Source organism: Methylogaea oryzae (genome assembly GCF_019669985.1).
Lineage (GTDB): Bacteria > Pseudomonadota > Gammaproteobacteria > Methylococcales > Methylococcaceae > Methylogaea > Methylogaea oryzae.
Window position 1 is genome coordinate 3,137,969 of sequence record NZ_AP019782.1, and the last position, 14,334, is coordinate 3,152,302.

The 14,334-nt window shown below is 64.4% G+C and carries 7 protein-coding genes; 2 read left to right on the plus strand and 5 right to left on the minus strand.

What is annotated here, in order from left to right; genetic code table 11:
• Window positions 1–156: 156 nt before the first annotated feature.
• Window positions 157–3,528, minus strand: coding sequence for an ABC transporter substrate-binding protein (locus K5607_RS13865; RefSeq protein WP_221047364.1), 3,372 nt, complete (start codon window positions 3,526–3,528; stop codon window positions 157–159).
• 303 nt (window positions 3,529–3,831) lie between these two features.
• Here K5607_RS13865 and icd point away from each other — a divergent pair, with 303 nt between their 5' ends.
• On the plus strand, window positions 3,832–5,079 hold the full coding sequence (gene icd / locus K5607_RS13870; RefSeq protein ID WP_221047365.1) for an NADP-dependent isocitrate dehydrogenase: 1,248 nt from the start codon (window positions 3,832–3,834) through the stop codon (window positions 5,077–5,079).
• Between the two features lie 22 nt (window positions 5,080–5,101).
• On the opposite strand, the gene K5607_RS13875 is transcribed toward icd, so the two are convergent.
• From K5607_RS13875 to K5607_RS13885, 3 genes are all read right to left on the minus strand, one after another.
• Window positions 5,102–5,833: a flagellar brake protein gene (locus tag K5607_RS13875; RefSeq protein ID WP_082411386.1), complete on the minus strand. Its 732-nt coding sequence runs from the start codon at window positions 5,831–5,833 to the stop codon at window positions 5,102–5,104.
• 197 nt (window positions 5,834–6,030) lie between these two features.
• Window positions 6,031–8,550, minus strand: coding sequence for a sensor domain-containing protein (locus K5607_RS13880; RefSeq protein WP_221047366.1), 2,520 nt, complete (start codon window positions 8,548–8,550; stop codon window positions 6,031–6,033).
• Between the two features lie 255 nt (window positions 8,551–8,805).
• Window positions 8,806–10,203, minus strand: a complete 1,398-nt coding sequence (locus tag K5607_RS13885) for a sigma-54-dependent transcriptional regulator (RefSeq protein ID WP_221047367.1) — start codon at window positions 10,201–10,203, stop codon at window positions 8,806–8,808.
• A 120-nt stretch (window positions 10,204–10,323) separates the two neighbouring features.
• Between K5607_RS13885 and K5607_RS13890 the strand changes: the two genes are divergently transcribed.
• A complete protein-coding gene (locus K5607_RS13890) occupies window positions 10,324–11,325 on the plus strand; it encodes a diguanylate cyclase (RefSeq protein WP_082411740.1) in 1,002 nt (333 codons plus the stop codon).
• On the opposite strand, the gene K5607_RS13895 is transcribed toward K5607_RS13890, so the two are convergent.
• Entirely contained in the window at window positions 11,258–14,269 is a 3,012-nt protein-coding gene (locus tag K5607_RS13895; protein WP_221047368.1) for a PAS domain S-box protein, read from the minus strand. The genes K5607_RS13890 and K5607_RS13895 overlap by 68 nt on opposite strands.
• Window positions 14,270–14,334 lie beyond the last annotated feature (65 nt).

Genomic DNA, 14,334 nt, shown 5'->3' on the forward strand with positions numbered 1-14,334 from the left:
GTTGGACCGATACTCAGGAACAGCCCCGGGACATGGAGCACCCGCGTGCTTACGGCATATCGTCACAGCACGAAATGCCGCGACACGAATAACGGAAGGCACAAGAAACGCGGAACCGCTCCAACTCACGGCATGGAGACGCTTAAACGGCTCGACTCAGGCGCTCAGCCACTTGACCAGCAGCTTCGACAACTGCTCGCCGTGCACCGGCTTGGCGATGTGGTCGTCCATGCCGGCGTCGCGGCAGTTTTGCACTTCTTCAGGAAAGGCGTGGGCGGTCATGGCGATCACCGGCAAGCCCGGCCAGTGGCCGTCGGCGCGGATGCGGCGGCAGGCTTCCAGGCCGTCCATGACAGGCATTTGCACGTCCATCAGCACCCAATCGTAGGGCCGCGCCGCCAAGGCTTCCAAGGCCTCTTGACCGTTGCCGGCCAGCTCCACCTCGATGCCGTGCCGCTGCAGAATCTTGCTGGCGACCACTTGGTTGACCTCGTTGTCTTCCACCAGCAAGACCCGCCGGCCGCGCAACACGTCGGCGTCCGGCGCCACTTCCTCCGCCTCGGGTTCGGAAGCGTAGGCCTCCTCGGCGAGCCCCACCCGCACCGTGAAACTGAAACAACTGCCGGCGCCGGGCGTGCTTTCCACGCCGATATCGCCCCCCATCAAAGCCACCAGCTGACGGCAAATGGCCAACCCCAGGCCGGTGCCGCCGTATTGGCGGGTGGTGGACGCATCCGCCTGAGAAAACGGCTGGAACAGCCGCGCCATTTCGTCCTGCCGCAAGCCGATGCCGGTGTCGTGCACGGCGAAGCGCAATACGGCCTGGCCGTCGGCCGTGCCCAGCCGCTCCACGCGCAAGGCCACGCCGCCTTGGGCGGTGAACTTGACCGCGTTGCCCAGCAGGTTGACCAGCACTTGGCGGATGCGCAGCGAATCGCCGACGAACATGCCGTCCGCGCCGTCGGCGATTTCCACATTCAACGCCAACCCCTTTTCCTGCGCCTTCGGCCGGATCAGGGCGGCGGCGCCGGCCACCAATTCCCTCAGCAGGAACGACACGGCTTCGATGCGCAGTTCGCCGGCCTCCATCTTGGAAAAATCCAGGATGTCGTCGATGATGCCCAACAGGTTCTCCGTCGCCACGTGGATGTGGCGGAAATAAACCCGGTCCTCTTCGTCGTGCGAGCTTTCCAACCCCAGTTCGCTGAAGCCGATGATGGCGTTCATGGGCGTGCGGATCTCGTGGCTCATATTGGCCAGGAAGCGGCTTTTCATCAGGCTGGCCTGCTCCGCCGCCTCCTTGGCCAGTTCCAAGTCCGCCATGTAACGCGTCAATTCTTCTTCCATGCGGCGCCGCGCGGTGATGTCCCGCGTCACCGCCACCAGGGAGCTGACGCCGCCATGCCCATCGGACAGTGGCATGGCGTGGGTCTCCAGCCAGCGGCGCGTGCCGCGCTTGCCTTCGATCTGGAATACCAGCATGTCGCTGGCCCCGGCGAAAACGCGCCGATTGAAGCTGCGGTAGGCCTCGCGGTATTCAGGCAACAAAAAGTTCAGCAAGCCGTGGTGCCGCGCCTCGTCGATATCGTCGACCTCCAGCATGTCCAAACCGGCCCGGTTCATTTGCAGCAAACGGCCGTCCGGCGGCGCCAGCACCTTCACGCACTCCGGCTCGCTATCGAAAATGGCTTGCAGGTGCTCTTTCTGCAGACGCAGCGCTTCCTCCACCCTGGCGCGTTCGACGATTTCGCGCCGCAAGCGCAGGTTCCAGTAGCCGATCAGCAGCAACAGCCCCAGGGCCGCGGCGGCATATTTCGCAATGGTCGCCATGCTGACGCCGGGCTCCGCCTTCAGGCTCATCCAGCGGTTGCGGATGGCGTCTTTTTCCTCCCGCGACAGGGCGGCCAAGGCCTTGCCCAGCAAACCGGCCAATTCGGGATGGGCGCGGACGGCGGCCATGCTATGCCGACTGTGGTAGCCGGTCTGCCCGGACAAGCGCAGGTTCAGCAAGCCGTCGCGCTTGACCGCGTAGTTGGCCGAGGCGGCGTCGCCGATATAGGCGTCCGCTTGGCCGGTGCCGACCAAATTGAGCGCCTCGTGCACGCTGGGAGCGGTGAGCACCTGAATTTCGGGATGGTCGCGGGCCAGCAGCTCCTCGATGAAATAGCCCTTTTCCACGGCCACGCGCTTGCCCGCCAAGCGTTCCAGCGTGCCGAGATAACCGCCGCGGCCATCGTCGATGATGACCATGGGCGTGTCGGCATAAGGTTCGGTAAAACTCAGGTATTTTTCCCGCTCCGGGGTTTTCACCGCGCAGACGATCATGTCCAGTTCGCCGCGCCGCGCCATATCGAGGATTTCTTTCCACGACTTGTCCTTGACGATGTCGAAACGGACGCCCAGGCGCTGCTCCACCAAAGCGAGGTAATCCGCCGCCAAGCCGACATAGCGGCCCTGGTCGTCCACCCATTCGTAAGGCGCGAAATCCCGGTCGATGCCGACCCGTATCACCGGATGCGCCCGCAGCCAGGCTTTCTCCGCCGCGCTGATCTGCAATTCGGCCGGCTGCGTCTGGCCGTAAACGAATCCCGCCAGATGGTTCGATTCCCCGGCCAGCCCCAAGCGCTGGTAAGCCTCCACCATCCGCTGGAAACGCTTGGCGTCGCTGTGGCCCAACGGGATCGTGTCCGGCAGGATCATCTTGGCCGTTTCCCGCGCTTCGAACGCCAGGTGTTCGGCCGTCAGCCGCCCGTGGGGATTGTACTTGTCCAGAATCAGCCGGATCGTTTCCTCCGGATGCTTCAACGCATAGTCCCATCCCTTGAGCGACGCCCGCCGGAATCGCTCCACCCGCTGCGGCCGCTGGCGCAGCTCCCGCTCGGTGGTGAACAGATTGTCGCCGAGGAAATCCACGCCGTAGTTGCGCGGGTCGATGATGTTGATCTCGACCCCTTTGCGCTTGTAATAGTCCACCTGGTCGGTGAGATAGCCGGAAATGGCGTCGGTTTTGCCGTCGATCAGGTCGTCGGCGTTGAAGCTATTGCCCAAGCGGGTGAACTGGTCCGCCCGGATGCCGGCCTCGAGCAACATGGCGACCAGCGGCGCGTCGTCGATAGGGTCGCTCATCACCCGTTTGCCGATGAGCTCGTAGGGGCTGACGATGCCCGAACTTTTCAGGGTGATGTAAACCAGCGGATTGTGTTGGAAAATGGAAGCCAGCAGCACCACCGGCTTGCCTTGCAGGCGGTCCAGCAGCAGGGCGGTATCCGCCACGCCGTATTGAGACTCGCCCGACAGCACCTGCTCGATGTTGTTGACGCCGGGAACCCGCTGGCGGATTTCCACGTCCAGCCCTTCGTCCCGGTAATACCCCTGCGCCACGGCGGCGTAATAGCCGGCGAACTGGAAGGAATGCAACCACTTGAGTTGCAAAGCGATTTTTTCCGCCGCCGTCGCCCACGCCGTCCCGGCGAATAGCGTCAGACCGACTATCAAAGCCACCCACCAGAACGGACGTTTACTCGGCATCAACGCCATCTCTCGCCACGCGAACATAAAAAGCGCCCATCCCCATCGTCAGGACGCCGGCAAACCGGTGCTGCCCCCGCCGGCCGCCTGATTGATGACGATCCGCCGTTACTTATAAGGCTAAACCACAACAAATCTTACGTAAAATAAGCCATGCTTATCGCACCCATCGTCGGCCGGCGGGCGCCCTGCGCACGGCGATCATAAGCGCGGCAAACGGCCGTCGCCGTTTGTAGCCATTTCCGGCGGAACGGTGTAGCGTTGCCGGCAATGCCGGCCGCAACGTGAATGGAAGGATAAGCCATGACATCACCCAAGCCTATCGTACCCGCCGACGCAACGCCGATCCGCATGACGGCCGCCGGAATACTGGAGGTGCCGGACCGCCCCATCGTCCCCTTCATCGAAGGCGACGGCACCGGCCCGGACATTTGGCGCGCCGCGGTGCGGGTGCTGGATGCCGCGGTGGAAAAGGAATTCGGCGGCGGCAAGAAAATCGCCTGGACCGAGGTGTATGCCGGCGAAAAAGCCAAGCGGCTGTTCGACACCTGGCTGCCGGACGAAACCCTGGAAGCCTTCAAAACCTACCTGGTGGGCATCAAGGGGCCGCTCACCACGCCGGTGGGCGGCGGCATCCGCTCCCTCAACGTGGCCATCCGGCAGATGCTCGACCTGTACGTCTGCCTGCGGCCGGTGCGTTATTTCAACGGCGTGCCGTCGCCGGTGAAGATGCCGGAAAAAGTGGACATGGTGATTTTCCGCGAGAACACCGAGGACATTTACGCCGGGGTGGAATGGCCGGCCGGATCGGCCGAGGCGCAAAAGCTCATCGGCTTCCTGCAAAACGAGATGGGGGTGAACAAAATCCGCTTCCCGGACAGCAGCGGCATCGGCGTCAAGCCGGTCTCGCGGGAAGGCTCGGAGCGCTTGATCCGCGCCGCCTTCGACTACGCCCTGCTGCACCAGCGCCGCAGCGTCACCCTGGTGCACAAGGGCAACATCATGAAATTCACCGAAGGCGCTTTCCGCGACTGGGGCTACGCCCTGGCCAAGCGGGAATACGCCGGCCGCATCGTCGCCTGGGACGATTGCGGCGGACGGCCGGAGCCGGGACAGGTATTGCTGAAGGACGCCATCGCCGACATCGCCCTGCAGCAGGTGCTGACCCGGCCGGAGGAGTTCGACGTGATCGCCACCCTCAACCTCAACGGCGACTACCTGTCCGACGCCCTGGCGGCGCAGGTGGGCGGCATCGGCATCGCGCCGGGCGGCAACATCAACTACCTCACCGGTCACGCGGTGTTCGAAGCCACCCACGGCACGGCGCCCAAATACGCGAACCTGGACAAGGTCAACCCCGGCTCGGTGCTGCTCTCCGGCGTCATGCTGCTGGAGCACCTGGGCTGGACCGGAGCGGCCGGCCGCATCGTCCGGGCGCTGGAGAAAACCATCGGCCAGAAAACCGTCACCTACGACTTCGCCCGCCTCATGGAGGGCGCGACCGAGGTATCCTGCTCGGAATTCGGCAACCGCGTCATCGCCAATCTTTGAAAGCCGCCGGGCGGCGGCCGGATCAGAGCCTGCCCCGCGATTTGATTTCCTGCTGGGCGATGAAACGCGAAAGCGCGGCTTCCGCCGTGGCCGGCAACTGGACGAAACTGCAGCCGATGCCCGTCCACTTGCCGCCGGCCGGCCGAACGTTGCGCACCTCCAACGTGCATTCGATCTTGCCCGCGCCGCCCAGGTTGAGCTGGCAATTCTTGAACACCTGGCGGGTAGCGAAAATATGGCCGACATCCTTGTCCAGCATCAGGTGCACCCCGCCCACGCTCACTTCGTCGACGAGCATCGTCACGGTCCGCATATTGGGCAACGACACGGTGCAAGAAGCTTGCGACTGCGTCTTGACCCGAAAACTGCTTCTCGCCTGGAAGTACTTGATCGACGAAGGAATGCCGATGGAAAACGCCGGCGCTCCCTTGAACTTGCCGACCTTCAACACCTTGGAAACAAACGCCACGTTCACCCCGCGCACGCTGCCGTTGAAGGACACGGCGCGGCTCTGCCCGATCAACTGGTTGATCGAATCGTCGCTGGAGCCGTCCACCACGATGGCGTTGTCCTCCGGATACACCTCAAGCAGCAGCGTGGGGAAATTCACCTTCCCTTGGCCCAGGGAGGCGTTGACCATCCCCTTGTTTTTTATCATCTGACGAACGAGCTGAATAACCTCCAGCTTTGATTTGATCTCTACATACCCGCTCAAATTTGGCCTCCGAACTGCCGAGCTGATAACGTCGACCATGGGGCGGTCCCGCCCGGGACCCCTCGCCCATGCGATTAAACTTGGCAAAGTTACAGGGCGACGCGGCGATGTCAAGGCCAAGCAGGCCCGACCCTGGCCGGAGCGGCGGGGTTAGCCCCGAAAAAACGGGGCGGCGAGCGGTTCCGCGACCGTCCGCTCGGACGGTGCGGGAGGCGGAGAAACCGGCCGGCGGGAGGCTACATGAGGCGGGTTCTGAGCAAGGGCACGCGGACGGAAGCCGGACGCTCCGGCGGTTCCAGCGCAAGCCGGGAAGTGTCGGCCAGGAATTCGCCGATCGCATGGGCTTCCAGCGGCCGGCTGTAGAAATAACCCTGGGCGATATTGCAGCCGCAAGCCGACAGATATTCCTTTTGTTGCAGCGTTTCCACCCCTTCCGCCACCACGGTTAAGCCGAGGCTGTGGGAGAGGGAGATCACCGCTTTGGCGATGGCGGCATTGCTGGCGTCGTTTTCCAGATTGCGCACGAAGGACTGGTCTATCTTCAGCTTGCTCAAGGGAAACGCTTTCAAATAGGCGAGGGACGAATAACCGGTGCCGAAGTCGTCCACCGACACCTTGACGCCCATGGCGCGCAACGCCGTCAGCGTATAGCGGGCCGACTCCACGTCCCCCATCAAAGCGCCTTCGGTGATTTCCAGATCCAACCGTTCCGGGGCAAGGCCGGTGCTGGCCAGCACGCTTTCCACCAAACCCAGCAGGTCGCTCCGCTCGAATTGGCGGGCGGACAGGTTGACGCCCACGGTAAAAGGCGGCAAGCCCTGCTCCTGCCACTGCTTCGCCTGGCGGCAAGCGGCCTCCAACACCCATTCGCTGATGGGAATGATGAGACCGGAATCCTCCGCCACCGGGATGAATTTCGCCGGCGGAATCATGCCTTTTTCCGGATGGCGCCAGCGCAGCAAAGATTCAACCCCGGTCATTTCGCCGCTGCGCAGATCCACTTGGGGCTGATAATGCAATTCCAGTTCGCCCCGCTGCATGGCGAGCCGCAGTTCGTACTCCACGTGCAGCGCCTCCAGGGCCAAGCGCTGCATCTGCTGCGTGAAAAAGCGGAATTGGCCGCCGCCCTTCTGTTTGGCGTAGTGCACGGCGCTGTCGGCGTTTTTCAGCAAGCGTTCGGCGTTGCCGCCGTCCGCGGGGTACAGGCTGATGCCGGCGCTGAAAACCAGGTGGAAGGTGTAGCCGCCCACATGGAACGGCTGTTGCAACTGGGCGTGGAGCTGGGACATCAAACTCGCCGGCGGCTTTTTCTTGATGTCGGTCAACAGAATCGCGAACTCGTCGCCGCCCATGCGCGCCACCGTGTTGCCAGGGCTCTGCATGTCGCGCAGCCTTGCCCCCACGTGCTTGAGCAAATCGTCGCCGATGCGGTGTCCCATGGTGTCGTTGATGGACTTGAAGCGGTCGATGTTGAAAAGCATCACCGCCAAACCTTCGTCCTGCTGCTCGGCCAGTTCCACCGCCTGGTTCAGGCGTTCCACGAACAGGGAGCGGTTGGGCAAATCGGTCAGCGCGTCGTAATAGGCTAGGTGGCGGATGATGTCCTGCGCCTCCAGCCGCTCGCTGATGTCGGAAAACACCGCGATGAAATAGGCCACTTCTTTGCCGCCCGGTTCGAACACCACCTTGATGGTCATCCATTTGGGATAAACGCTGCCGTCGCGGCGGCGGTCCCACACCTCGCCGCTCCATTCGCCGGAAGACAGCAAGATGGCCCACATCCTGGCGTAGAAAGCCGTGTCGTGCCGTCCGGAGCTGAGCATGCTGGGGTCGCGGCCCAACGCTTGCTCGGCGGTGTAGCCGGTCAGGCGGGTGAAGGCGGGATTGACGCGCATGATGCGGTTGTTGCGGTCGGTGATGACGATGGCTTCGGCGGCATGCTCGAACACGTTGTCCGCCAGGGCGAGGCGCTCCTCCGCCACTTTGCGCTCGGTGGCGTCCTCCAGGATGACCAAGAAATAATTGGGGCTGCCGTCGGGCTTGCGGACGATGCGCACCAGCACGTGGCCGTAGATGACCTCGCCGTCCGCCCGACGGAAGCGCTCGTCCGCCTGGAAGCTCTCCACCTCGCCCAGCAACAGGCGTTCGAACTCCGCCGCGTCGGCCGCCGCGTCGTCCTGGTGCACCAGCTGCTTCCACTCGGTATCCATCAAACCGGCGCGGTCGTAACCCAAGGTCTGGCACAGCCGGTCGTTGGCGTCCAGCCAAAACCCGCCGGGCGCCAACAGCGCCATGCCGATCAGCGGCTGATCGAAATAAAAGCGCAAACGCTCCTTCTGCTCGTCGCAGGCGGCGAGATCCTGCTTGTGCAGGCTGATGTCGCGGGTAATGCCGCAAAGGCCGGTGCACGTGCCTTCCTCGTCCACCACCGGCGTTAGCTGGGTTTCCAGCCAAACCGTCTCCAGCCAGCCATCCCGGTCCTCCAGCATGTAATCTTCGTAGCGGCTGGGCACCCGGGTGCGCATGACCTGGGCGTCCTGCCTGGCATAGAGCGTGGCTTGACGGCGCGGCAAAAAATCGAAATCGGTCTTGCCCAGGATTTCCTCGACCGGGCGCTGGTACAGCTTGGCGAACGCCCGGTTCACCGCCAGATAACGCCCCTTGGCGTCCTTGAGCCAAGCGATGTCGGGCAAGTTGTCCAGCAGGCTGGCGTAGTGCTGGGGGACGTTGGACGGGGGTACGACTTGGCTGCTCATGACGTGCTCCTGAAGCTGCCTATCCCCCGGGCACGGCGATTGTCGACGTAAAAACATAGTGGCGTACCCGGGAGTTAAGCAACGGCTGATATCCCCCTCTAGCAGCATAAGTGCCAAGCCGGCCGTTGGCGCGATGACGGCGCAAACCGCCGCCATGAAGAGGGGCGACTCAGCCGCGCGCGGCCGCGACGATGCAATTCGCTTTGCAAAATGCGACGGAGCAGGAGCAAACCGCCATCCCGCCGCGCGCCTTCCCTATGCGCCGCCCTGCCAAGCCTGCAGCTTGCGGTAGATGGTGGAAGCGCTGACCTCCAGCAGGCTAGCCGCCTTGGGAATATTGCCGTCGCACCGGGCGATGGCTTGTTCGATCGCCTGTTTTTCCAGCAGCCATAAGGGTTGGATGGCCGGCGCTTCGGCGGGCGGCGTCGGCGCCGCGGCCGGCGGCTTGGCGGCGGCGGGAGCGAGCGGCGCCGCCCGGCTCAAAGGCGGCGGCAGCATGTCCTGCGTCACCGCCTCCCCCTGGTGCAGCACCACCACGTTGCGGATCACGTTGAGCAGCTGCCGCACATTGCCCGGCCAGGCATAGCCCGACAGCACGTTTTCGCATTCCGGCGCGAAGCGATTGAACGCCTTGCCCTCCTCCCTGGCGTATTCGCGCAAAAAATGGCGCGCGATCAGCAGAACGTCCTGTTCCCGCTCCCGCAGCGGCGGCAAGGCGATGGGAATGACGTGCAAGCGGTAAAACAAGTCCTCGCGGAAACGACCGGCCTGCACCTCGGCCCAGGGATCGCGATTGGTGGCGCAGACGAAACGGATATCGGCTTGTTCCGCCTGGCTGGCGCCCACTTTCTGGAACGTGCCGGTCTGGATGAAACGCAGCAGTTTGCTTTGCAAATCCATATCCATCTCGCAAATTTCGTCCAGAAACAACGTGCCGCCGTCCGCCAGGCCGGCCGCCCCCTTGCGCTCGGCCGCCGCCCCGGTGAAAGCGCCTTTGACGTGGCCGAAAATCTCGCTTTCCATCAAGTCGCGGGGTATGGCGGCGCAGTTCAGCGCCACGAACGGCTTGTCCTTGCGCGGGCTCTGCTTATGGATGGCGTCGGCGCACACCTCCTTGCCGGTGCCGCTTTCTCCGGTAATGAACACCGTGGCCTTGCTGGCCGCGGCGCTGTCGATCATGCGGTACACCGCTTGCATAGCCAGGGAGGCGCCGAGGAAACCGTGGTAGCTGTCGCGCCCGAAGTTTTCCCGATAGGTCTCCACCAGGCGGCTGAGATTTTGCCGCTCCAGGGCGTTGCGCACGGTGACCAGCAAGCGCTTGGCGTTGAATGGTTTCTCGATGAAATCGAAAGCGCCGTAGCGCATGGCGTCCACCGCCACGTCCACCGAGCCGTGGGCGGTGATGATGACCACGCTGCACGGCATGCCGTGCTCGTGAATGTGCTTGAGGATGTCCATGCCGTCCATGTCCGGCAGCTTCAGGTCCAGCAGCACCACGCTGGGGGCGTGGAGAGCCAGGAACGCCATGGCTTCGGCGCCGCTGGCCTTAAGTACCAGCTGCACGGCCTCCTCGCGCAAGTACCCTTGGTAGACGGCGGCCAAGGAACCGCTGTCCTCGACAAGCAATACGGTGGGTTTGGCGGTCGGAAGCATGGCGCGATGCGTTGAATGGCGACAGGAGACAGTTGGCACGAATCCGGCTAAACCTAATTCGGGCGCCCAGCGGCGGCCCATGATAACCGCTTGCAACGAACCGTTGCCAGGATACGCCCCATGAATTCTATTGATGCTTCGACCCAACGAATTCTGCTAGTGGATGACTCCCCTTCGTCTTTGGCGGTCATGGCCGGGGTACTGTCACGCTACCGCCTGGAAACCGCCGGCAGCGGCGAACAGGCCATCGAATCGGTGCTGCGCTCGCCGCCCGACTTGATTCTTTTGGACGTGCGGCTGCCGGGCATGGACGGCTACGAAACCTGCCGGCGCCTGAAGCGCATGGATTGCGCCGCCGATATACCGATCATTTTCTTCACCGGCCTGCGCGACGCCGAGGACGAGGCCCTGGGCTTCGCCTTGGGCGCGGTGGACTTCATCAGCAAGCCCATACGCTCTGCCATCGTCAGCGCCCGCGTGCAGGTTCACTTGGAATTGAAGGCGGCCCGCGACGCGCTGCAGAAAATCGCCCTCAGCGACGGACTGACGGGGATAGCCAACCGCCGCCACTTCGAAACCCGCGCGCAGGCCGAGTGGAATCGGGCCCTGCGCAACGGCTCGCCGCTCAGCCTGATCATGGTCGACGTGGACCACTTCAAGGCCTACAACGACTACTACGGCCATCAAGCCGGGGACGAGTGCCTGAAAAGCATCGCCGCCAGCCTCTCCGCCGGCGTGCGCCGGGCCGCCGACGTGGTGGCGCGCTTCGGCGGCGAAGAATTCGTCTGCCTGACGCCGGAGCTGAGCCACGACGACGCCATCGCCCTGGCCCAACGCCTGCGGATGGACATCGGCCGATTGTCCATGCCCCACGCCCGCTCCGAAACGACCGGGCACGTCACCGCCAGTTTCGGCTTGGCCACCATGGCGCCCGACCTCGTCGGATGCTTCGTCTGGCAGGATTTGCTGACCAAGGCCGACCAAGCGCTGTACCAGGCCAAGCGGGCCGGACGCGATCGGGTGGTGGCGCTGGAAATTCCGTCCGGCCAGGGGCTTATGCCGAGGGACTCGGTGTTTGTCCCGCCCCAGGCGCAAATGTCCGTTCCATTTCGGCCAACGTAGCGTCGAGACAAGGCAAGAGTTTTTCCGCGGCGGCCAGGGCGGCGGAGCCTTCGCCGCGCTTGCAGCAAGCATCCACTTCCATCGCCAGGCCCTGCAAAGCGACCGCGCCGAAAGTGCCGGCGGCGCTTTTCAGGGAATGGCTTTCATGGTGCAGCCCCTCCATGTCCTTGCCGGCCAGGGCTTGGGCGATAGCGACGCGCCGCTGCGCCAGTTCGTCGAGGAAAATGCGCGCCAAACCGGCGACATCGTCGATGCCGGCATCCTCCGCCACCAACCAAATCACCGACTCGTCCACCAACCCGACGGCCGACGCAGGCGCGTCCTTGGCCTGCCCGCCCGCGGGCGCCCTGGCGCAACCGGTCCATTTCGCCACCAGGGCCAGCAAATCCTGCTTGGCGATGGGCTTGGTGGCGTAGTCGTTCATGCCCACCGCCAAGCATTCCTCCCGGTAGCCTTTGACGGCGTGGGCGGTCATGGCGACGATGGGCACGTCCGCGCCGTGACTGCCCAGCCGGCGGATGCGGCGGGTGGCCTCCATGCCGTTCATGTCGGGCATGGACACGTCCATGACGATCAGGTCGTAGCGCTTGGCGCGCACCGCCTCGACGGCGGCGGCGCCGGACGCGGCCACGTCCACGCTGTGCCCCCCCTGGCTGAGCATGGCCGACAGCACCACTTGATTGGCGGGGCCGTCCTCCACCAACAACACCAGGGCGCCCGCCGCCTGGGCGACGGCGGCGTCGACGCGCGCCTGCGGCGGCGGTATCGCCATGCCGTCGGCCGGAGCGCCGAAGGTGAACCAAAAGCGGCTGCCCCCCCCGGGCTGGCTTTCCAGCCCCATGCTGCCGTTCCACAACTCCACCAGCCGCTTGGCGATGGCCAGGCCCAGGCCGCTGCCGCCGTACTTGCGGGTATCGGAAGGATCGGCCTGGGTGAACAGGTTGAACAAACGCGGCTGCACCTCTTCGGCGATGCCGATGCCGGTATCCACCACCTCGAACAGCAGCAGGCCATGGGCCGTATCCGGCGCGCGCGCCACCAGCACCGTAACGCCGCCTTCGGCGGTGAACTTGATGGCGTTGCCCACCAGGTTGAGCAGCACCTGGCGCAAGCGGGTCGGGTCGCCGACCACGTGGGCGGGCAAATCCGGCGCCAGGTGGCAGGACAACGTCAACCCCTTGTCGGCCGCCGCCCCTTCCACCAAATGGAACACCTCTTCCACCAGGGGCTCGGGCGCCACCAGCAACGTCTCCAGCTCCAGCTTGCCCGCCTCCACCTTGGTGAAGTCCAGAATGTCGCCGATCAGGCTGGTCAAAGCGGCGCCCGCGCCCCCCGCCACTTGCAGGTAACTGCGCTGCTTTTCGTTCAACGGGGTGTCGGCCAGCAGCTCCTGGATGCCGAGCAAGGCATTGAGGGGGGTGCGCATTTCATGGCTCATCACCGCCAGGAATTGCGATTTGGCGCGGCTGGCCTGCTCCGCTTGCTCCCTGGCCTGGAGCAGCTCGGCCTCGGCCTGCTTGCGCACGGTGATGTCCCGCGCCGAAGCGAACAGCAGGGCCTCCTCGCCGACCATCACGCCGTAGGCATTGATTTCCACGTCCATGATCCGGCCGTCGCAGCGGCGGTGGCGCGTCTCGAACACCGCGGGCCGGCGAAACAGCTCGTCCAGCTTGGCAAGCAGCTCCGGCTCGGACCAGCGGTCGTCCCAATCCATCACCCTTAGCGGCGTCCCGGGCGGGTAGCCCAACATCCGGTAGAACGATTCGCTGGCCTCGACCAGCCTGCCGTGCCGGTCGAGGACGTGGATGCCGTCGGTGGCGGCCTGGAGCAAGGCCCGATAGCGGATGTCGTTCCTGCGCACCCTCTCCTCCAAGCGCCTGCGCTCGGAAATGTCGCGCACCAGGCCGATAAAGCCGTGGTCGTTGGCGGACAGCAGTTCGGTGATGGACAAGTCCATGGGGAAAACGCTGCCGTCCTTATGCAGCCCCACCACTTCGCGGCCGACGCCGATGACGTGCCGTTCGCGGGTCTCCAAATAGCGCCGCAGATAGCCGTCGTGTTCGCTTTGGTAAGGCTCCGGCATGAGCATGCTGACATTGCGGCCCATGACCTCGTCGGCGCCGTAGCCGAAAATGCGCTCGGCCGAGCGGCTGAACAGGGTGATGCGGCCGTACTGGTCGATCGCCAGGATGCCGTCCAGCCCCGAGTCCACCACCGCCTGCAGGCGCTCGCCGCGCCGTTCCGCCTCGGCCAGGGCGACCTGCAAATGGCGATAGGTGTTGCCCATGCGCTCCGACATGCCGTTGAAGGCCTGCGCCACCCGGGCCAACTCGTCCCTGCCGCGCACCCGCAGCACGGGCGTGAAATCGCCCTGGGCCACGGCCATGGAGGCCTGTTCCAGATCCCGCAGCTGGTGCGTGAGATAACTGCCCAGCAGCCAGGAGAACAGCGCCACCAAGCCGATTTCCAAACCGGCCAGGGCCACGATGCGATTGCGCGCCTCGGCGATCACCGCCTGGATGGCCGCCACCGACATGCCCACTTCGACGCGGCCGTAGTTTTCCGCACCGACGCGGATGTCCACCACGGCGTCGAACACGCCGTCGTCGACCCGGTCGAAATCGCCGTCCGCTACGAACGGCCGGGCCAACGCCGCGTCGTCGCCCCCCTGAACCAACACCCGGTCGCTGTCGGCGACGCGCACGTACAACACACCGGGGTTTTTCAGGAAATCCTGGACCAGCTCCTCCAGCCGCGCCAGATCGGTGGACAACACCGCGTCGCGGGTGGCGGTGGCGAACAGGGTGGTGGCGGTCGTCGTCCGCTGCCGCAACTCGTCCTGGTTGGACTCGCGCAAATACGCCAGGCTGCTGAGCAACAGCATCAACAGCAACACCGTTTCGATGCAAGCGATGCCCAGGATGGTCTTGAGGCGGAAACTCATAGGCGGAAGCTTAGACGCGATCACTATGGCGCGCTATCGGCGACACGTTTACCGCGCCGCCTGGC

What these genes read in the sequence shown, in the direction of transcription:
- K5607_RS13885 (WP_221047367.1), bottom strand. Translation starts at nt 10,203, where the DNA reads ATGCTTCCGACCGCCAAACCCACCGTATTGCTTGTCGAGGACAGCGGT.
- K5607_RS13865 (WP_221047364.1), bottom strand. Translation starts at nt 3,528, where the DNA reads ATGCCGAGTAAACGTCCGTTCTGGTGGGTGGCTTTGATAGTCGGTCTG.
- K5607_RS13875 (WP_082411386.1), bottom strand. Translation starts at nt 5,833, where the DNA reads ATGGTCGACGTTATCAGCTCGGCAGTTCGGAGGCCAAATTTGAGCGGG.
- K5607_RS13890 (WP_082411740.1), top strand. Translation starts at nt 10,324, where the DNA reads ATGAATTCTATTGATGCTTCGACCCAACGAATTCTGCTAGTGGATGAC.
- K5607_RS13895 (WP_221047368.1), bottom strand. Translation starts at nt 14,269, where the DNA reads ATGAGTTTCCGCCTCAAGACCATCCTGGGCATCGCTTGCATCGAAACG.
- K5607_RS13880 (WP_221047366.1), bottom strand. Translation starts at nt 8,550, where the DNA reads ATGAGCAGCCAAGTCGTACCCCCGTCCAACGTCCCCCAGCACTACGCC.
- icd (WP_221047365.1), top strand. Translation starts at nt 3,832, where the DNA reads ATGACATCACCCAAGCCTATCGTACCCGCCGACGCAACGCCGATCCGC.